The 19,383-nt window shown below is 73.7% G+C and carries 18 protein-coding genes; 4 read left to right on the forward strand and 14 right to left on the reverse strand.

Going from position 1 to position 19,383, the window contains the following annotated elements; translation table 11 throughout:
- Positions 1–157 precede the first annotated feature (157 nt).
- Complete coding sequence (locus ACZ7G1_RS12515) at positions 158–598, reverse strand: ATP-binding protein (RefSeq protein ID WP_470871635.1); 441 nt, start codon at positions 596–598, stop codon at positions 158–160.
- A 226-nt stretch (positions 599–824) separates the two neighbouring features.
- Positions 825–1,913 carry a PP2C family protein-serine/threonine phosphatase gene (locus ACZ7G1_RS12520; RefSeq protein ID WP_470871633.1) on the reverse strand — a complete coding sequence of 363 codons (1,089 nt, stop codon included), beginning with the start codon at positions 1,911–1,913 and terminating at the stop codon, positions 825–827.
- A gap of 107 nt (positions 1,914–2,020) precedes the next feature.
- Here ACZ7G1_RS12520 and ACZ7G1_RS12525 point away from each other — a divergent pair, with 107 nt between their 5' ends.
- Positions 2,021–2,533, forward strand: a complete 513-nt coding sequence (locus tag ACZ7G1_RS12525) for a MarR family winged helix-turn-helix transcriptional regulator (protein ID WP_470871632.1) — start codon at positions 2,021–2,023, stop codon at positions 2,531–2,533.
- Between the two features lie 117 nt (positions 2,534–2,650).
- Here the strand turns inward: ACZ7G1_RS12525 and ACZ7G1_RS12530 are convergent, their stop codons facing one another.
- From ACZ7G1_RS12530 to ACZ7G1_RS12555, 6 genes are all read right to left on the reverse strand, one after another.
- Positions 2,651–3,823, reverse strand: a complete 1,173-nt coding sequence (locus ACZ7G1_RS12530; RefSeq protein ID WP_470871630.1) for a PP2C family protein-serine/threonine phosphatase — start codon at positions 3,821–3,823, stop codon at positions 2,651–2,653.
- A gap of 73 nt (positions 3,824–3,896) precedes the next feature.
- A complete protein-coding gene (locus ACZ7G1_RS12535) occupies positions 3,897–4,265 on the reverse strand; it encodes an STAS domain-containing protein (protein ID WP_470871629.1) in 369 nt (122 codons plus the stop codon).
- A 48-nt stretch (positions 4,266–4,313) separates the two neighbouring features.
- Entirely contained in the window at positions 4,314–6,812 is a 2,499-nt protein-coding gene (locus ACZ7G1_RS12540; protein WP_470871627.1) for a SpoIIE family protein phosphatase, read from the reverse strand.
- Positions 6,809–10,561: a HAMP domain-containing protein gene (locus ACZ7G1_RS12545; protein WP_470871625.1), complete on the reverse strand. Its 3,753-nt coding sequence runs from the start codon at positions 10,559–10,561 to the stop codon at positions 6,809–6,811. The genes ACZ7G1_RS12540 and ACZ7G1_RS12545 overlap by 4 nt, the downstream gene beginning before the upstream one ends.
- A gap of 328 nt (positions 10,562–10,889) precedes the next feature.
- Positions 10,890–11,051 carry a DUF5670 family protein gene (locus ACZ7G1_RS12550; protein WP_086829420.1) on the reverse strand — a complete coding sequence of 54 codons (162 nt, stop codon included), beginning with the start codon at positions 11,049–11,051 and terminating at the stop codon, positions 10,890–10,892.
- A 102-nt stretch (positions 11,052–11,153) separates the two neighbouring features.
- Positions 11,154–11,504, reverse strand: coding sequence for a hypothetical protein (locus ACZ7G1_RS12555; RefSeq protein ID WP_470871624.1), 351 nt, complete (start codon positions 11,502–11,504; stop codon positions 11,154–11,156).
- Positions 11,505–11,619: 115 nt separating this feature from the next.
- Here ACZ7G1_RS12555 and ACZ7G1_RS12560 point away from each other — a divergent pair, with 115 nt between their 5' ends.
- On the forward strand, positions 11,620–13,212 hold the full coding sequence (locus tag ACZ7G1_RS12560; RefSeq protein ID WP_470871622.1) for an FMN-binding glutamate synthase family protein: 1,593 nt from the start codon (positions 11,620–11,622) through the stop codon (positions 13,210–13,212).
- A 32-nt stretch (positions 13,213–13,244) separates the two neighbouring features.
- Positions 13,245–14,975, forward strand: coding sequence for a thiamine pyrophosphate-dependent enzyme (locus tag ACZ7G1_RS12565; RefSeq protein ID WP_470871621.1), 1,731 nt, complete (start codon positions 13,245–13,247; stop codon positions 14,973–14,975).
- An 88-nt stretch (positions 14,976–15,063) separates the two neighbouring features.
- Here ACZ7G1_RS12565 and ACZ7G1_RS12570 read toward each other — a convergent pair whose 3' ends face one another.
- From ACZ7G1_RS12570 to ACZ7G1_RS12585, 4 genes are all read right to left on the reverse strand, one after another.
- A complete protein-coding gene (locus ACZ7G1_RS12570) occupies positions 15,064–15,627 on the reverse strand; it encodes a DUF6328 family protein (RefSeq protein WP_470871620.1) in 564 nt (187 codons plus the stop codon).
- A 1,063-nt stretch (positions 15,628–16,690) separates the two neighbouring features.
- Positions 16,691–17,143: an SRPBCC family protein gene (locus ACZ7G1_RS12575; protein WP_470871618.1), complete on the reverse strand. Its 453-nt coding sequence runs from the start codon at positions 17,141–17,143 to the stop codon at positions 16,691–16,693.
- An 86-nt stretch (positions 17,144–17,229) separates the two neighbouring features.
- Positions 17,230–17,604, reverse strand: a complete 375-nt coding sequence (locus tag ACZ7G1_RS12580; protein WP_470871616.1) for a PRC-barrel domain containing protein — start codon at positions 17,602–17,604, stop codon at positions 17,230–17,232.
- A gap of 60 nt (positions 17,605–17,664) precedes the next feature.
- Positions 17,665–17,889, reverse strand: coding sequence for a DUF6458 family protein (locus ACZ7G1_RS12585; RefSeq protein ID WP_086832188.1), 225 nt, complete (start codon positions 17,887–17,889; stop codon positions 17,665–17,667).
- A gap of 195 nt (positions 17,890–18,084) precedes the next feature.
- Between ACZ7G1_RS12585 and ACZ7G1_RS12590 the strand changes: the two genes are divergently transcribed.
- Positions 18,085–18,228, forward strand: a complete 144-nt coding sequence (locus ACZ7G1_RS12590) for a hypothetical protein (RefSeq protein ID WP_470871615.1) — start codon at positions 18,085–18,087, stop codon at positions 18,226–18,228.
- Between the two features lie 120 nt (positions 18,229–18,348).
- Here the strand turns inward: ACZ7G1_RS12590 and ACZ7G1_RS12595 are convergent, their stop codons facing one another.
- Both ACZ7G1_RS12595 and ACZ7G1_RS12600 read right to left on the reverse strand, forming a co-directional pair.
- Positions 18,349–18,630 (reverse strand): hypothetical protein, encoded by a 282-nt coding sequence (locus ACZ7G1_RS12595; protein ID WP_470871613.1) that lies wholly within the window; start codon positions 18,628–18,630, stop codon positions 18,349–18,351.
- A 154-nt stretch (positions 18,631–18,784) separates the two neighbouring features.
- Entirely contained in the window at positions 18,785–19,345 is a 561-nt protein-coding gene (locus tag ACZ7G1_RS12600) for a SixA phosphatase family protein (RefSeq protein ID WP_470871612.1), read from the reverse strand.
- Positions 19,346–19,383: the final 38 nt, after the last annotated feature.

A 19,383-nucleotide genomic window follows, 5' to 3' on the forward strand; every position in this document is an offset into this window, starting at 1 on the left:
GCCACCTTCCCACTCGACGACAGCTCGTCCGTCCACCCTTGCGCAGGGGGCTCCGCGCATCAAGTGAGCCCTCCTCTTCCGGTACGTGTACCGCCCGGCCCCGCACGATCCCCACGGTTCCGGCACAGGTGCTTCACCGGAAGCGGCCCTCCGAGGATCAGAGCAGGGAGAGGCGGGCGCGGACCTGCTTCCCCGCCGGGGCGGGCTCCACGGTCAGGCTCTCGCAGACGGCGACGACGATCTCGACGCCGTGCTGGCCGATGCGGCGGGGGTCGTGCCCGCGGGGTACGGGAGCGGCGGCCTCCTGGTCGAAGACCGAGATGTCCAGGACGTCGCGGCCCAGTTCGAGCAGGAGCCGGCAGGGGCCGGCCGTGTGCCGGATCGCGTTGGTGACCAGTTCGCTGACCACCAGCTGCGCGAGCTCGACGCGCTCGTTGCCGACCGGTCCGGGCAGCACGGCCGGGGCGGCCGCGAGGAATTCGGCCGTGAAGGCACGCGCCGACGCGATCGCCCCGCCCCGGGAACCGTCGCCGTAGACGACGGCCGCGGACAGCAGGGGCTCCGGGACCGCGCGCTCCGCGGTGATCGCGTCCGTCATGGCGCTGGCACTCCCCTCGTCCTGGGCCGGTGGCTGGGCTCCTCGTACCCGCCTTTCCCCTCTTCATGGTTCTCACACCGCACCCCCGAGGCTCACCCCGCGGGCAGCACGTCAGGGGGATGCCGGCCCGGTTCCCCCGTGCCGTCCCCCGTCCGGCGTCTCGGCCCCGTGGCCGCGCCAGTCGAGACAGAGTACGAGGACGGGGGCCGACGCGTCGCGGCGGGCGTCACGCAGCGCCCGTACGACGGCCCGGGGGACGTCCGCGCCCTTCCGGTGGCGTACCCGGGTGAGGACGCGGGCGACGGGACCGTCCGGTGCCTCGTCCCCGCCGCCGGCCGTCGGCTCCCCGGCGCCGTGGGCGACGAAGACCAGCCGGTCGCCGTGCAGGAGGCGCAGGTGCTGGGGGGGCGTAGACGGTGTCCTCGAACATGCCCAGGGGCAGTTGGCGGTCCAGGTCGATGCGCTCGGTCCCGGTGGGGCGCAGGCGCCAGAGCGTCGGCGACCCGGCGTCCACCACCTCGGCCTCGCCGGTGGCCAGGTCGATCCGGAGCAGCAGGGCGGAGAGCGGGTGCCGGCCGCGGTACTGCCCGTAGAGCGCCTGGTCGGTGAGGCTGGCCTGGGCCACCAGGTCGAGCCCGGCCCGCCGGGCGTTGCGGATCGCCATCAGGGCGAGGGTGCTCGCCAGGGCGGCCGGGGTGCCGGGACCGGCGCCGTCGGCGACGACGATCACGAGCTCCCGCTCGGTGGCGCTCCAGTCGAGGAGGTGCCCCCCGGAGGCGTAGGCGGGTTCCCAGTGGGCGTGGAGGTCGAAGGCGGGTCCGGCGCAGGCCCGGCCGGGCAGGGTGTCCCACTGCATTTCCCCCGCGATGCTGAGGGCGTGCGTCCTGCGGGTGCGGCGGTACAGGTCGGTGTGGCGGTCGGCGACGCGCAGGGCGTGCCCGAGGGTCTCGGCGACCCGGGCGAGGCTCGCGGTGGTCTCCGGCGCGGAGCGCTCGGCGGGCAGGACGACGACCAGGACGCCGAACCGTTCGCCGCGGACCGTGACGGGCAGGTAAACGGTCGCCGTGGGCCCGACATCACGGAAAAGATATGGTTGCTGGGTGCGGAAGACGCGGCCGGCGGGGCCCGCGTCCACGGGCGTGTGCGACGTCCCGGCAGGGCCCTGGACGGGCTCCACGGGGCGCAGGGCCGTGCATCCGTAGTCGACGAGCAGCAGATCGGCGGAGGTCGCGGCGTACAGCCGCGCGAGACTGGTACGGAGGGAGTCCAGGAGGAGGTGTGGTGCCGCCCCGCGCAGTGCGCCTTCCACTGTCACGTGTCGATCCACCGGATCCGTACCGCCTTCTGGAGAGATGTGGAGATGACCGGTCCGTCGCAAGGCCGCTGTCCCCGGCCCCGGACGTCCGAGGAGGGTCGGCAGGCATGACGAGCAACCCCGCCCCGCCGCCACGGGAGCCGCAGCGGACGGCCGAGTCCGCCCGGGAGCTCATCGAGCTGCTGGAGGTGCTGTGGGAGCGCGGCCGGGACATGGTGTCGTCGACACCCGTCTCGGCGAGTCAGCTGCGCGTGCTGTACAGCCTGGACCGCGAGGAGGGGATCAGCCTGCGCACCCTGGGGGAGCTGCTCGGCTCCGCCCCGCCCTCGGTGAGCCGCATGTGCGACCGGCTGGAGGCGCTGGGCTTCGTGCAGCGGCTGCCCAGCCCCGTGAGCCGCCGGCAGCTGGAGCTGCACCTGACCGCGCACGGCAAGGCGTACCTGCGGGACCTCAGGGCCCAGCGCGAGGAGGCCCTGCTCGCGGTCATCGCGGACATGCCGCCGACGAGCCGCAAGGCGCTGCTGCGGGGGCTCACCGGGTTCCACGACGCGGTGGGAAGGGGCGGAGCGGCCGCCTCGTCACGCGCCCGCACTCCGCTGAAGGACGTCAGTTCGGCCTGACCCCCGCGCGGCGCCGGCGCCGGCCGGGCGCACACCCCATGTCCTCATTGCCACCTCTGGTCGTCCTCGACGCGTTCTTCCGGGCACCGCCCGGGTGTTGCCCCAAGGATACAGTTGTTATGTGGCAACTGTTGACGCGGTGCCGTGCCAGTCGAGACAGACGACCAGGGCGTCGTCCTCCAGCGGGCTGCCGCCGTGGTGGACGGCGAGCTCCCGGAGCACCGCCTGCGGCACGTGCGTGGGCGGCAGCAGTCTCGTCCCCCGCAGCGCACGGGCCAGCGCCCGGTCCCCGTAGCTCTCCCCGGCCGGCGAGACGGCCGCGTACACGCCGTCGCTCCCGAACAGCAGCCGGTCGCCCGGCCGCACCGAGAACCGCTCCGGTACGTACACGGTGTCCTCGAACATGCCGAGGGGCAGCTGCGCGTCGAAGCCGACGGCCTCCACCTCCTGTCCCCGCTGCCGCCACAGCCGGGGCGAACCGGCGTCCACCGCCTCCACCTGGCCCGTGGTCAGGTCGAAGCAGAGCAGCAGCACCGACACGAAGGACTCGCCCCGGTACTGGGCGTACACGGCCTGGTCCGCCAGCGCGGCCTGGTCCGCCAGGGGGAGGCCGGCCCGGCGGGCGTTGCGGAGCGCGTTGATCGCGAGGTTCGTCAGCAGGGCGGCCTCGATGCCCTCTCCCATGCCGTTGGTGACCGTCAGCGTCAGCCGGCCGTCCGAGACCGACCAGTCGTAGTTGTCGCCGAAGATGGCGTAGGCGGGCTCCAGATGGGCGGCCAGGGCGAACTCGGGACGGGCGCAGGAGCGGCCGGGCAGCAGCTGCCACTGCATCTCCGCCGCGAGCGTGAGCCGGGTCGCGCGCCGCGCCAGGACGTACAGGTCCGTGTCGCGCTCCGCCACCAGGATCTCGTGGCCGAGCGCCTCGCAGAGCTGGGCGAGCCCCGGCAGCAGCTGCCCGACGTCGGCCCGCGGGGGCAGCTCGGCCGTCAGCACCCCCAGCCGGTCCCCGCGGACCGTGACGGGCAGATGGATCCGGAGCGCCCCGGACTCCCGGGCCACGTAAGGCTCCTGGGCGCCGAAGGCGCGCCCCTGGGGACTGTCGTGGATCGGCGTCGAAGGGTCCGCCCCGGGAACGTGCCCGACGAGCTGGAGCGTCCGCAGGCCGTAGTCGGCCATGCGGAGCTCCACCCGCAGCACCCCGTGGTCCCTGAGGGCGTCCTCGACGACTCCCACGAGCCGGTGGGGAGCCGCCCGGCGGAGCGCCTGCTCGATCTCGGCGATCTCGCGCACGGTCTTCCTCTTCCTCTTCCGCTTCCTCTTCCCTGCGCCCGGCCCCTGTGCACGGGACCGTGCCGTCCGTCCGCTATCTCGTGCCGCCGGCCGCGGCCAGCGCGTCCGCCACGGCTTCGTGCGGCGGGATGGTCGTCACCACGCCGGTGATCTCCAGGATGCGGCGCACGGCCGGGGTCGGCGCGGCGAGGTACAGGTCGCCGTCGCTCTCCCGCGCCTTGTTGACCGCCTGGATCAGGACGTTCAGCCCCGAGGAGTCCATGAACTCGAGGGCGGACAGGTCCAGCACGAGGCGGCGCCGCCCCTGGCCGAACTGCTCCGTCAACAGCTCCTGGAGCCGGCCGGCCGTCTCCATGTCCAGCTCGCCCGCCACGGTCAGCACCGCGGTGCGGCCGTCGCGGATCTCGACGTCGACATCAAGGTTCGGTTCACGCTCGGACATGTCTCCTGCTTTCGTGGGGGAGGGGCCGGTCTCGGGGTGGGGACGGGGTCAGAACACCTGGACACCGACCACGCACGTGTCGTCGTCCGTGTCCGACTTGCTGCGCGCGAGCAGCTGGTCCAGCAGGTGTTCGAGGCTGTCGGACGGCTGCCGGGCGACGGTGAGCAGCTGGGCCACGGAATCGTGGACGGCGGTGTCGCGCCGCTCGACGAGCCCGTCGGTGTACATCAGCACCGTGTCGCCGGGTTCGAGCCGCAGCTCCGTCTCCTCGTACTCGGTCTCCGCGAGGGCTCCCAGCAGCACCCCGCCCAGGAGCGGCAGGTCGAGCGCCTCCTCCCCGCGCACCAGCACCGGCGGGAGGTGTCCCGCGCGGGCCCAGCGCAGCGTACGGCTCTCCGGGTCGTAGACGCCGCAGACGGCGGTGGCCGTCAGGTGGGCGGTGAGGTGGTGGGCGACGCTGTTGAGCCAGGACAGCAGCTGCCCCGGGCCCGCGCCCGTGACGGCCAGGCCGCGGAGGGCGTTGCGCAGCACCACCATGCCGGTGGCGGCCTCCACGCCGTGGCCGGCGACGTCCCCGACGCACAGGAGCACCTTCTTGGACGGCAGCACGACCGCGTCGTACCAGTCGCCGCCGACCAGGGACCCGGACTCCGCGGGCCGGTAGCGCACGGCCACGTCGAGTCCCGGCGCGTCCAGCGGCGGCATGGCCGGCGGCATGATCGCGTGTTGGAGCTGGAGGGTGAGCCGGTTGCGTTCCTCGGCCGCCTCCTCCGTCGCCGCCAGCCGGTCGCGGGTGGCCGTGAGGGCGACCTCGGTCCAGTGCTGTGCCGAGATGTCCTGGTACGCGCCCCGAACGGTCTGGAGAGCGCCGTCGTCGCCCGGGGCGGGTTCGGCGGTCACCCGGATGTGCCGGGTGACGCCGTCGTGGCGCAGCATGCGGAAGGCGGCGGAGCCCACCTGTCGCTGGTGCAGCACCTTCTGGAGGAAGCGGTGGACGGTGCCGGCGTCGTCGGGGTGGACGTGGCCGGCGAGGTCGCGCAGGGCGACCGGCGGCTCCGTCGCCCCGCGGCCGAAGAGCTCGTACAGCCGGCTGTGCCAGGTGATGTCACCGGTGACGAGGTCCTCCTCGAAGGCACCGACCCGGCCGAGGCGCTGGGCGTGCTGGAGGAGGCTGGCGAGGCGCGCCGACTCGTCCTCGACGCGCCAGATGAACAGGACGCTCGCGCCGTACCGGCTGATGCTGATGTCGGCGAGCGAGGCGAGCGGCACCTGGTCCACCAGGGCCGTGAGCCGGACCCGGCGGGCGCGGAACGGCTCCCCCGTGGCGTAGACCCGCTCGATCCGTTCGAAGAGTTCGCTGCCGCCCGCCGTCGCCGGGTACGCCTCCAGGAGCAGGGCTCCGTCGACGGAGCCGCGGGGCCGTCCGGCCGGATCCTGGAAGTGCGCGTTGGCGTGCCGGATGCGGAAGTCGACGAGTTTCCCCGCCTCGTCCAGGTGGGGGGTCAGGACGAGGGCCGGGTCGTAGAGCCCGTCCGAGAGTTCGGCCAGCGCCGTCTCCCCCTCCCCGCCGGGGACCGGGAGGCCGTCGGGGACGAGGAAGCCCCCGGGGGACGCCTCGGGCAGGGTCTCCAGGGTGTGGGCGCAGAGCTCGGCGAGGGCCTCGATCTGGCGCTCCACGACCTGCGGCAGGGGGTCGAGCGGGCGGGCCCAGCAGATCTCCAGGACGCCGTGGATGCGGCCGCCGGTCCCGGCGGGGACGACGACCCTGCCGCCGTCGGGATGGCGCCCGCGGCCGATGGAGGGGATGCCCGAGGCCGCCAGGGAGGCGTGGCGGACGGTTCGGCGTCCGATGAGCGCCTGGCGGGCCGCGGTGGTCACGCCCGGCGGCACGTAGTGCCAGCGGGCCGCCTCGTCGAGGCCGAAGCCGGCGTGGCCGCGCAGGCTCAGCGAGGTGTCAGGACCCGTGGTCCAGATCGCGACGGCGACGGCGCCCAGCGGTTCGAGGGCGTGCCGGAGCAGGGACTCGGCGACGGCCTGGGTGTCGCCGGCGCTGAGCGCCGCGCTCTCCGCCGTGCGCAGCCGCACGGCGACCGAGGCGGCGGCGGTGGCCGGGGTGGCCGAGGCGTCCGTGGTGGCCGCGGTGGCCGAGGCGTCCGTGGTGGCCGCGGTGACCGAGGCGTCCGCGGTGGCCGCGGTGACCGGGGCGGCCGCAGTGGGCGAGGGCTCGCCGACGGCCGTTCTCACGAACGCGTCCGTCGCCTCGGCCATCCGGTCACGGGCCGCCTGGTTGATGACGTCCGCGGCGAGCTCCAGGCGGGACACTCCGGCCCGGTCGGCGAGCTCCGCGAGCTGGCGGGCCGCCTGGGCCGGGCCGCAGCCCAGGCGCTCGACGATGACCCCCTTGGCGAGTTCGATCAGGGCGCGGCCCTCGGCCGCCGCGTGCGCGGCGCGCACCTCGCCGCGCAGCCGTTCCACCGTGGCGGCCAGCCGGCCGTCGACGGCCGCGGTGTCCGGGACGTCGTCGCCGGGGGGCGGGGGAGTGGTCACGAGGCCGTCCCTCCGTCGAGCCAGCGGCTGACGCAGGCGATGAGTTCGTCGGAGTCGACGGGCTTGGTGACGTAGTCGCTGGCCCCCGACGCGAGGCTCTTCTCCCGGTCGCCCGGCATGGCCTTCGCGGTGACGGCGATCACGGGCAGGTCCGCGTACTGGGGCAGCTCCCTGATCCGCGCGGTCGCGGTGTAGCCGTCCATCTCCGGCATCATCACGTCCATCAGGACGAGGGAGACGGCCGGGTTCGCCAGCAGCGTCTCGATGCCCTTCCGCCCGTTCTCGGCGTGCAGCACCGTGATGCCGTGCAGCTCCAGGATGCCGCTGAGGGCGTACAGGTTGCGGGCGTCGTCGTCGACGGCGAGGACGGTCCTGCCGCTCAGGGTGCTGTCGACGGCCTGGGGCGCGGGCACCCCGTGGTCGCCGCGCACCAGGGGCACGACGTCGCCGGGCTGCTCCGCGGACAGGTGCAGGGCGATCCGCTCGCGCAACTCGTCGAGGCTGGAGAGGAGTTCCAGCGGTCGGCGGCGGGCGAGGTCCTGGAGGGCGCCCTCCTCGTCGGCGGGGAGCCGGCGGTTGTTGTGGGCGAGGACGGGGACGGTGCGCAGCGCCTCGTCCCCGTTCATGGCGTCCAGGAAGCGCAGGGCGTCGCCGTCCGCCATGTCGACGTCGAGCACGACGCAGTGGAACGGCTGGGCGGCGAGCGCGGCGGCGGCCTCCTGGGGGCCGACGACCGCGACCAGTTCGATGTCCGAACGGCCCGTCTGCCCGCCGTCGGCCGAGAACTGGCCGACCGCGTTCTCGGCGACGACGGCGAGGAGCCCGCGCGGGCGCTCCTCGATCACGAGGAGGCGCCGGGGCGGCCGGGCGGCCGCGCCGCCGTGCGGCGCGAGCGCGCCGCCCCGGGCGGGGGCCGGGATGGCGGGCCCTGCCGGGGAGTCCGTCGGCAAGGCGGCGGGGGCGGGCTGCTCGGCGAAGTCGGTGCGGGCGACGGGGAGGTAGAGGGTGAAGGTGCTGCCCTCGCCCGGGACGCTCGTGACGGTGAGGGCGGCGCCGAGGAGACGGGCGATCTCGCGGCTGATGGAGAGGCCCAGGCCGGTGCCGCCGTACTTGCGGTTGGTCGTCCCGTCGGCCTGCTGGAAGGCGCCGAAGATGGCCTCCAGGTTCTCGGGGGCGATGCCGATGCCGGTGTCGGCGACACGGAAGGCGACGACGGGGCCGCCGCGGTGCACGGACACGGGCAGCTCGTCGTCCGACGCCGGTTCGATGCGCAGCTCGACGCTGCCGTGCTCGGTGAACTTGACCGCGTTCGACAGCAGGTTGCGCAGCACCTGCCGGAGCCGTGCGTCATCGGTGACGAGGTCGACGGGGACGCCGGCGGCCGTGGAGACCGTGAAGGCGAGGCTCTTCTGCGAGGTGAGGGGGCGGAACGTGGCCTCGACGTAGTCGAGGAGCCTGCGCAGCGGCACGCGCTCCGGGTTGAGGTCCATCTTCCCGGCCTCCACCTTGGAGAGGTCGAGGATGTCGTTGATCAGCTGGAGCAGGTCGGATCCGGCCGAGTGGATGATGCCGGCGTACTCGACCTGCTTGGCCGTGAGGTTGCGGGTCGGGTTCTGGGCCAGCAACTGGGCCAGGATCAGCAGGCTGTTGAGCGGGGTGCGCAGTTCGTGGCTCATGTTGGCCAGGAACTCCGACTTGTACGTGGAGGCCAGGTCGAGCTGCTGGGCGCGGTCCTCCAGCTCCTGCCGGGCCTGCTCGATCTGGAGGTTCTTGGCCTCGATGTCGCGGTTCTGCGTGGCGAGCAGGGCCGCCTTCTCCTCCAGCTCGGCGTTGGAGCGCTGGAGCTCCTCCTGCCGCACCTGGAGCTCCTCGGTGCGCGAGCGGAGTTCACCGGCCAACCGCTGCGACTCGTCGAGGAGTTCGTCGGTGCGGGCGTTGGCGACGATGGTGCTCAGGTTGACGCCGACAGTCTCCATGAGCTGTTCCAGGAAGTCCCGGTGCACGGAGGTGAAGGGGCTGAACGACATCAGCTCGATGACGCCGAGCACCTGCTCCTCGACGACGACCGGCAGCACCACGAGGCTGCCCCGGGACGTGCTGCCGAGACCCGAGGAGATCCTGACGTACTCCGACGGGACGTTCTCGGCGGAGATCGTACGGCGGCTGCGGGCGGCCTGCCCGACGAGCGACTCGCCCAGCCGGAAGCGGACCCGGCCCTGGTCGCCCGCGGGGCGTCCGTAGAAGCCGACGAGGCCCAGCTCGACGCCGGCGGCCCCCTCCTCGGCGAGGTAGAACGCGCCGTACTGGGCGCCCACGAGCGGGGTCAGCTCGTCCATGACGAGTTCGGCGACGACGGCCAGGTCGCGGTGGCCCTGCGTCAGCGCCGACATCCGGGCCAGACTGGACTTGAGCCAGTCCTGCTCCTGGTTGGCCCGCGTCGTCTCGCGCAGCGAGCCCACCATGGCGTTGATGTTGTCCTTGAGCTCGGCCACCTCGCCCGACGCCTCGACGGTGATCGAGCGGGTGAGGTCGCCCTCGGCGACGGCGCTCGCGACCTCGGCGATGGCGCGAACCTGGCGGGTGAGGTTGCCCGCCAGCTCGTTGACGTTCTCGGTCAGCCGCTTCCAGGTGCCGGAGACCCCCTCGACCTCGGCCTGGCCGCCGAGCCGGCCCTCGCTGCCGACCTCGCGGGCCACCCGGGTCACCTCGGCCGCGAACGAGGACAGCTGGTCGACCATCGTGTTGATGGTCGTCTTCAGCTCCAGGATCTCGCCCCGGGCGTCCACGTCGATCTTCTTCGACAGGTCGCCGTTGGCGACGGCGGTCGTGACCTGGGCGATGTTCCGGACCTGTCCGGTCAGGTTGTTCGCCATGGAGTTGACGTTGTCGGTGAGGTCCTTCCAGGTCCCGGCCACGTTCGGCACCCTGGCCTGGCCGCCGAGCCGCCCCTCCGTTCCGACCTCGCGGGCGACCCGGGTCACCTCGGCCGCGAACGAGGACAGCTGGTCGACCATCGTGTTGATGGTCGTCTTCAGCTCCAGGATCTCGCCCCGGGCGTCCACGCCGACCTTCTTCGACAGGTCGCCGCCCGCGACGGCGGTGGCGACGTGGGCGATCGCCCGGACCTGGGCGGTGAGGTTCCCCGCCATCGAGTTGACGGAGTCGGTCAGATCGCGCCAGGTGCCGGAGACGCCCTTCACGTCGGCCTGTCCTCCGAGGATGCCCTCGGTGCCCACGTCACGGGCCATGCGCGTGACCTCGTCGGCGAAGGCCGAGAGCTGGTCCACCATCGTGTTGATGGTGTTCTTCAGCTCCAGGATCTCGCCGCGCGCGTCCACGTCGATCTTCTGGGAGAGATCTCCCTTGGCGACGGCCGTCGCCACGTGGGCGATGTCGCGGACCTGGGTGGTGAGGTTGCCGGCCATCGCGTTGACCGAGTCCGTCAGATCGGCCCAGGTGCCGGAGACGCCGGGCACGGCGGCCTGCCCGCCGAGCGTCCCCTCCGTGCCGACCTCGCGCGCCACCCGCGTCACTTCGGAGGTGAACAGGGAGAGCTGGTCGACCATCCCGTTGAACACCCGGGAGATCTCGCCCATCAGCCCGTCGGCCTCGTCCGGCAGACGGGTGCCGAAGTCGCCGTCCCGTACCGCCGTGAGCCCGGCCAGCAGCTGGCGGAGTTCCGGCTCGACCAACGCGGCCGGCCCGGACCGCTCCCGTCCGGAGGAACCCCTGGTCGTCGTCTCAGACATGCCCCATCCTCGTTCCCGACCATGTGCGCACACGGACCGTCCGGCCCACGCCGCGCGCCGGCCGACCGTTCCCCCCGGGTCGGCTGCGGCCGCAGCGATCGTTGCCGTACGGCAATCATGACGACACTACCCCTCCGTGATCGACAACAGGAGGGCAGTGCCGGTCATCCGGCCGGAACCCGTCCTCCCCGGCCCCCGGGACGGGGAGTGCGACGCCGCGACCGGGCCGCACACGGGCCTGAGCACGCGGCCGAGCCCGGCACCCTCCTGACGGAGGTGCCGGGCTCGGCCGCGCCGCGGGCGGGAGCGCGCCCGCCCGGGGGACCGCCTACCAGCGGTACCAGCGGCTCGTGCCGCCCCTCGGCCGGGCCACGAAGCCCAGCAGCCACAGGACGAGCACGATGACGGCGATCCACCAGAGCGCCTTGACGGCGAAGCCGGCGCCGAAGAGCAGCAGGGCGAGGAGCAGGACGAGAAGCAGGGGGACCATGTGGGTCGACCTCCGTGAAGTCGGTGACGGACGGAAAGGTGAAAGGGCGGTGGACGGCGGACACACGCGCCGGCCCCTCGCGGGGGCGGAAGCGCCGCCCGCTCAGCCGCGGCGTTCGAAGAACAGGGCCACCGGGCCCAGGTCGCGTCGCGCGGCCAGGCGCCCGGTCCGGCGCCCCCACCCGTACGCGAGGGCGAGCGCGGCCGCCGTGCCGGCCGCGGCACCGGCCGTCACGGCCCGGTGGGCGCGCGCGGCGGCCCGCAGGCCGCCCCCGGTCCCGGGGGCCGTCTCCTCGGACGGCGCGGAAAGGAGGCGCAGGCCCGCGAGAACGGCCGGCTCGTACGCCTCGTCCACGTCGGGGTCGTCCACCCGCCTCAGGCCGGGGCGGTCCGGGACGGCGTAGGGGCCGGTCCAGGGGAGGGGGTTCCGTCCGCTGTTCTCCGAAGCACTCATGGGCACCGTCTCGCCGGAGTCCCGCACGCTAAACCTGAAGGATCACGGCCCCCGCCCCGCCCCGCGCCTCTTCCCCGCGTGCTTGACCGCGCCCTTACGGGACAGACGACCACCCATGGTGACGTCACTGCTCGTGGTCTGTTCCGTCCTCGCCGCGCTCGCCACCGGCCTCGCGGCCGTCCTGGTGTCCCCGTGGTGGTGGTGCGCGGCCGGACCCGCCCTGCTGCTCGCCGCGGTCGCGACGTACGACGTCGTCCAGCGGCGCCACTCGATCCTGCGCAACTATCCGCTCCTCGGGCACCTGCGGTTCGCGATGGAGGCGATCCGCCCCGAGGTGCAGCAGTACTTCATCGAGAGGAACGTCGACGGCGTGCCCTTCGACCGGGACACCCGGTCCATCGTGTACGAGCGGGCGAAGGGGACGGACGCCGAGGACCCCTTCGGCACCGAGCTGGAGCTGGACCGGACCGGCACCGAGTACCTGGTCCCCTCCATGGCGCCACGCCCCGTGCCGGACGAGGCACCCCGCGTCCGGATCGGCGGCCCCCACTGCGCGCGGCCCTACGACATGGCCCTGTTCAACGTGTCGGCGATGAGCTTCGGCTCCCTGTCGGCCCCGGCCATCCGCGCCCTCAACGAGGGCGCCCGGCGCGGCGGCTTCGCCCACGACACCGGCGAGGGCGGGGTGTCGGAACACCACCTCGCCTCCGGCGGCGACCTCGTCTGGGAAATCGGGACCGGGTACTTCGGCTGCCGTGCCGAGGACGGAGGCTTCGACCCGCGGCTGTTCGCCGAGAAGGCCGCGCTCGACCAGGTCGCCTGCGTCCTCCTGAAGATCAGCCAGGGCGCGAAGCCCGGCATCGGGGGAGTGCTGCCCGGCCCCAAGGTCGGCCGGGAGATCGCCGCCGTCCGCGGCGTCCCCGAGGGCCGCACGGTGATCTCCCCGCCGTACCACCGCGTCTACCGGACCCCCCGGGAACTGGTGCGCTTCCTCGGCCGGATGCGGGAGCTCTCCGGCGGCAAACCGGTCGGCTTCAAGCTGTGCGTGGGCGCCCGCCGCGACTTCCTCGCCGTCTGCAAGGCGATGCTGGAGGAGGACCTCACGCCCGACTTCATCGTCGTCGACGGAGCGGAGGGCGGTACGGGCGCCGCCCCGCTGGAGTTCGCGGACACCGTCGGCCTGCCCCTCACCGAGGGCCTGACCACGGTGCACCGGGCCCTCGTCGGCACCGGGCTGCGCGACCGGATCAGGATCGGCGCCTCCGGCAAGGTCGCCACCGGCAGCGACATCGTCAAGCGGCTGATCCAGGGCGCCGACTACACCAACTCCGCCCGGGCCATGATGTTCGCCCTCGGATGCGTACAGGCCCAGCGCTGCCACACCAACACCTGCCCCGTCGGGGTGGCCACCCAGGACCGCCGGCGCGCCCGTGCCCTCGACGTCCAGGACAAGGCGGAGCGGGTCCGGCGCTTCCAGGAGGCGACCGTCCGAAGCGCCCTCGCGCTCATGGCCGCCATGGGCGCCGACGGCCCCGGGGACCTGGAGCCCGGCATGCTGCTGCGCCGCGTCGGACCCGACGCCGTGCGCCCCCACGCCGAGCTGTACGAGCCGCTCGAAGCCGGTCAGCTCCTGTCGCCCACATCGGTTCCGGACACCTGGGCAGGCGACTGGAAGGCAGCCCATCCGGACCGGTTCACCCTTCGCTGAACCGGTCGAAAGCCCCAAAGGAAGGAGACCCCATGTCCCGTACCGTCGCACAGGTGATCGTCGACGGGCTCGCAGACCTCGGCGTCGACCGCGTCTTCGGCGTGGTCGGCGACGCGCTCAACCCGATCACCGACGCCATCCGGACCACCGAGGGCATCGACTGGACCGGCTTCCGCCACGAGGAGGCGGCGGCCTTCGCCGCCGGAGCGCGCGCCCAGCTCTCCGGAGAGCCGGCCGTCTGCATGGGCACGGTCGGGCCGGGCTCGGTGCACCTGCTCAACGGCCTGTACGACGCGGCCAAGAGCGGCGCGCCGGTCCTGGCGATCTGCGGCCAGGTGCCGCTGTCGGAGAGGGGCGGGGACTACTTCCAGGAGGTCGACAACGACCTCCTCTTCCGGGACGTGGCCGTGTACCGGGTCACCATGACCTCCCCCTCCCAGATGCCCTGGCTGTTGGAGTCCGCGGTACGGGCGGCCGTGACCGGGCGGGGCGTGGCGGTGCTGACCGTCCCCGGCGACCTCGGTGACCAGGAGGTCGAGGAGGACCGGCCGACGCGGTTCGCGCTGCCGCGCCCGGCCGTCACGCGCCCCGACGACCCGGCGCTCGCCGAGGCGGCCGAGACGATCGGCCGGGGCTCGCGGGTCACCCTCCTGGTCGGCCGCGGCGCCCAGGAGGCCCGCGAGGAGGTGCTGCGCGCCGCCGAGCTGCTCTCGGCGCCCATGGTGCTGACCCTGAAGGGCAAGGAGGGCTTCGAGGACGACAACCCGTACGAGGTCGGCCAGACCGGCCTCATCGGCAACCCGGCCGCGGCCCACGCCATGGACTCCTGCGACACCCTGATCATGCTCGGGACCGACTTCCCCTACCGGGACTGGTACCCGGACAACTGCCGGGTCGTGCAGATCGACAGCCGTGAGGAACACCTCGGGCGCCGCGTCCCCGTGGACGTCGGGCTCGCCGGGGACGTGGGCGCGACGCTGCGGGCCCTGCTGCCGCTCCTTGCGCCCGTCACGTCGCGTTCCCACCTCGACGGGGCACGCGAACGGTACGCGGACTGGCAGGAGGGGCAGGCCGGCCTCGCCGACCCCGCCCACGACAGGCGGCTCCTTGGACGCGTACGGGCCCTGTTCGACAACCGGGAGGCGGACATCCGTCCCGAGGCCCTCGCCGCGGCCGTCGACCGCCACGCCGCCGACGACGCGATCTTCACCTCCGACACCGGCATGGCCACCGTGTGGCTCTCGCGGCTCGTCCGCATGCGCGGCACCCGCCGGCTGATCGGCTCCTACAACCTAGGCTCCATGGCCAACGCCATGCCCCAGGCCATCGGTGCGCAGCTGTGGGCCCCGGACCGGCAGGTCGTGGCCTTCTGCGGCGACGGCGGCCTCGGCATGCTCCTCGGCGACCTGATGACGATCCGCTCCGAACGGCTGCCGGTGAAGCTCGTCGTCTTCGACAACCGCCGCCTCGGCATGGTCAAGCTGGAGCAGGAGCAGGCGGGGCTTCCCGAGTTCGGGACAGTGCTGGACAACCCCGACTTCGCCGCGGTGGCCCAGGCGCTCGGGCTGACCGGCATCCGCGTCACCGCGCCGGGCGAACTGGACGATGCCGTGCGCAAGGCGCTCACCCTGCCCGGCCCAGTCCTCCTCGACGTGCTGACCAACCCTGCGGAAGTGGCCGTCCCGGGCAAGCCCACGGTGTCCCAGGGGTGGGGCTTCGCCATCGCCAAGATCAAGGAGAACCTGCCCTCCGGCGCACGCTGAGCGATGAAGCGCCGGACCCGCGGGGGCCTGCCCTCGCGGAGGAGGGGGCGGCCCGCCGACCGGCGGACCGCCCCCTCCTCCGTCCCGCTCAGCCGCGATCGGTGTAGCGGACGCGGACCCACAGGGGCAGGGCGAACCAGCAGATCAGGTACCAGGCGAGGACGCCGGAGACCAGCCAGGGCACGTACGGGTCGTGCGTCGCCACGCGCAGGATCAGGAACAGGGCGGACATCAGCGTCGCGAGCAGCAGCAGGAGGCCGGTGAAGGTGAGCCGGGAGGCCCAGATGACGGCCTGGGGCTTGACCCGCCGCCCCGACACGATCCGGTGGAAGGAGACGGGGCCGATCAGCGCGCCCGTCGCCAGCGATCCGAGGACGGTCGTGACCAGGTAGACCGTCCTGTCGGTCTGCTCCAGGCCGTGGAAGAGGGGGGTGAACACCACGGTGAGGAGGAAGCCGAGGAGGATCTGGACGCCGGTCTGCGCCACCCGGATCTCCTGGAGGAGCTCCTGCCAGCGCCGGTCCGCGCGCTCCTCCTCCGTCTCCCCGCGTCCGTCGTACCCACCGGTGCCGGTGCCGGGCTCTGATGCCTTGTTGCCGCGCCGGCGCGCCCTCGGGCCGACTTCCGGCGCACCGCCGTCTCGTTCGTCCATGAATCCTCCTCAGCAGCACGGGTCGGGCGGCGGAACCGCCGTCTCACGGCGGAAGCCCCCGTCTGGTGCGGGGGCTTCCGTCCGGCGCGGCACGGTGCGGAGTCAGGCCCGCGGCGTACCGGCCGTTCGCGGGGGCGCGTGCCCACCGTCGCCGGTGGCGAGGCCGTCGGTCCACCCGTCCGGCCCCTCCCGCCCCTCCTGTCCGTCCCGTCGGCGCGGTGCGCCGGGGGTCGCGGAGGGAGCGTACGTACGGCCCTCCCCGCTCCGGCCCGGGGCACTGGGGTCCTCGGACGGGACTGCGGCCTCCGGAACGCGCGGGCGTGGCCCCGTCCCCACGGGGAGCCCCCGCACCGGGACGCCGCGCACGGAGATGCCGTGCACGGGGGCACCCGGCAGGGGGACAGCCGGTGTGGGGACGGCCGGCGTGGGGTCGGTCGGTCCCACCGGCGCGGCGCACGGCGCCACGTGGCCGAGGGCTCGGGTCGGGTTCGACATGAGCGCCTCCTGGGTGGGTTCCGTAGGCCGGTTGCCCGTCAGCCTGCTTCCGTGGCCTACAAGTTCGTATGACCGCTCTTCCCGGGTCGAACCCCCGAGGACGCGGAAAACCCGCCTCGGCCCTCGGACGAGCCGGCGCCCGCGACCTCGCGGCACGGGCTCGGGGCGACGGCCGGGGGCGGTGGCCGGCGGGGGGCCGCGGTTCGGGATGGCGGTCCGGGATGGCCGCTCGCGATGGCCGCTCGGGATGGCGGCTCGGGACGGCCGTTCGGGACGACAGGCGAGTGGCCCGCACCTTCCACGGGTGCGGGCCACTCACGGGCGCCACCGATCCACGGCAGGGGGGGACCGTGGATCGTCCGGCGTGAGCGTGTCCCTCGCTCGACTCCCGCCTGCCCCGCCGATCGGGATTCACACCCCTCGGTTTCGAGCCGGAGCACGGCCCGCCGGGAGACGGCCGGGGCATGCGGCCGCCCCGCGTCGGGAGGGGGCCCGAGCGGGGCGGCCGCGTTCGCCGACGCGCGGCCAGGGAGCGGGGCTCCGGCACGGGCGCGCCGGCGCCGGGGCCTCAGACCGATCCGCGCCAGCCGCCCGTCTGGAGGCCACCGCGCTCCTCGATGAACGACTTGAACCGCTTGAGGTCTCCGGCCACCTTGCGCTTGACGAAGCCGAGCTTGTCACCCGCCTGTTCCGTCAGCCCTTCGGGGGCGAAGTCCATCTGGAGCATGACCTTCGTCCGGGTGTCGTCGAGGCGGTGGAACGTCACCACGCCAGCCTGGCGGGCCTCGCCCTCGACCGTCGTCCAGGCGACGCGTTCGTCCGGGATCTGCTCGGTGATGACGGCGTCGAACTCGCGCCGCGCACCGCCGATCTCGGTGACCCAGTGCGTGAGCGTGTCCGTACGCTGCTCGACCCGTTCCACGCCGTCCATGAATCGCGGGAACGACTCGAACTGGGTCCACTGGTCGTACGCGGCGCGCACCGGGACCTCGACCTCGACCGACTCCTCCACCTTGGACATGGCGACACCTTTCTCTCGGAGGCGCATCGTCCCCCTGCCGGGGACGTGCTGCTGAGCTCGTGCGGACCGGGGCGGACCGGCGGCCGTCAGAAGCCGCCCACGCCTCCCCCGAAGGGCCAGGACGTGCGGTAGTACTGGCCGATCTCCTCGCGGTACTGGCGGTCCGCGAGGTGCTTGTCGGAGACGAACTCGGGCGAGTCCTTGACCTGTTCCTTCGACAGGGCGAGGTGGAGGGTCTGCTCCTCCAGGTCGACGCGGGTCACCGCCCGCGCCGGGACGAGCACCTCCTTGCCGAAGATCCAGACGCCCGTGTCGACGACGAGGTAGGAGTCGTCCACCTCGTCGGAGTGCTTGTCCACCTTGCCGATGTGCCCGTCGGCGGCCTCGACGCGCCACCCGGTGAGGTCGGTACCCGCCAGGTGGCCGGACTCGGCACTGAAGGACCACAGATGGTCGGTCATCGCTGTCACTCCTCTGTCGCTGGGTTCGTGCGGGGCGCGGCGCCGGACGTGCGGGCCGCCTCAGAGCAGGTCACGACGGTCGTCGTCGGTGACCGTGGGCGCCACTGGCGGGACCACCATCCGGCGGCGGCGCAGCACGCTGGTGTAGACGGCGGTCCCGAGCAGGCCGACGCCCATGAGGATCAGGCCGACCAGATCGAGGTCGACCGCTTCGATCTCCCAGTCGGTCGCGAACGTGAGGATCGCGCCGACGGCGATCATGATGATGAACAGTCCCAGACCCATGTTGGTTGCTCCTCCCCTGCGGGTTGGACAGCGTCCGCGTACCCGGGTCCGCGGGGATCATTCCGCCGTCCTCGGAGACAGCCGGAACCGGCCGGTCCGAGCCCGTCCTGACCGATCGTCAATAAGCGGAGGGTGTGAGACGGCCGCCCGGGGCAATACGGAGTCCCAGGACACGGACATCGGAGGAGAACCCCCATGACCGCACTGCTGGACCGCATCAAGCGATTCGCCCGCAGCCCCCGGGGCCGTGACGCGGCGGCGTCGCTTCGCCGCGCCGCGGCCGACCCGCGCAGGCGCGCCCAGGCACGCCGCCTGTTCGGCAGGCTGCGCCATCGCTGACGCCCACCCGCCCCTCACGGCCGTACGCCGGCGCCCCGCGCGGTACATCGCGCGGGGCGCCGGCGTACGTGAGCGGTGCCGGACGTGCCGCCGGCCCGGTGACGTGGGGACGCGAGGCCGTCAGCCGTCGCGCCCGCGCGTCTGCTCCTCGCGCCCCACCCCGGGGCGCTGGTGCTTGTCGGTGTGACCGCCCGCGCCCTCCGGGTCGGTGGCTTCACGGCCCGTGGCCCCCTGCCGCCCGCCGGTCTCGCGCCGGCCGCCGGGCAGTCCCCGGGAGGACACCGCCTCCTCGGCCTCCCTGCGGGCCTCCTCGTCGCCGCTCTCTCCCTCCGCCTCGGCAGGCGTGGTGCGCGGCCGGCCGGCGCGGTCCTCATCCGTCCTGTGCTGCTTCTGCTCGCCCATGGTCCCTCCTTCGTCTCCGTACCGTCGCGGGGTGTGTGCGCCCCTCCTCATCGCTCGGGCCCCTCCTCCGGGGCCGACCGGGAATCCCGCCCCGCCGCCGTGGGCGGCGGCCGAACGACACGGGCACTCCGCCGCGCCCGGCCCGCCGTCGGGATCAGTCGTCCGGTGACCAGCAGGCGATCACCCTTCCGCCGCCGGGGGCCAGTGACTCCCAGCCCCCGGGCAGCTCGATCAGCACCACGCCCGAGGTCGGGAAGCCCGCCCTCACCCGTTCCAGCAGATCAGGAGGGCCACTCCCGCACAGGCCGGCGGCCAGCTCGCGTATCCCCGGGTTGTGGCCGACAAGGCCCACGGTGCGAAGTCCGGGGCCCCGCTCGGCCAGGACGGAGACCAGCGTGCCGGGCGGCGTCTTGTAGAGGCGCTCGTCGTGGACGACGGGCGGCGGGTCCTCCAGCGCGGAGGCGGCGAGCTGCCAGGTCTCGCGGGTCCTGCGCGACGGGGAACAGAGCACGAAGTCGAGTGCGACACCGGAGCCCGCGAGCCAGCGGCCGGTCCGTGGCGCGTCCCCCTTGCCTCGCTCGCTCAACTCGCGCTCGAAGTCGTCGATCCGCCGGCCCTTGCGCACGGCCTTCGCGTGGCGCACCAACAGCAGCCGGACCCCGGCCGCGCCGTCCCCCGCCGGCGACGTCCTCCTGTAGCCGGGCTCCGGGCACATGACGCCTCCTTCCGCGCGCGTACGGCTCCGGGTCGTTC

It is taken from the genome of Streptomyces sp. NPDC037273 (assembly GCF_055603625.1).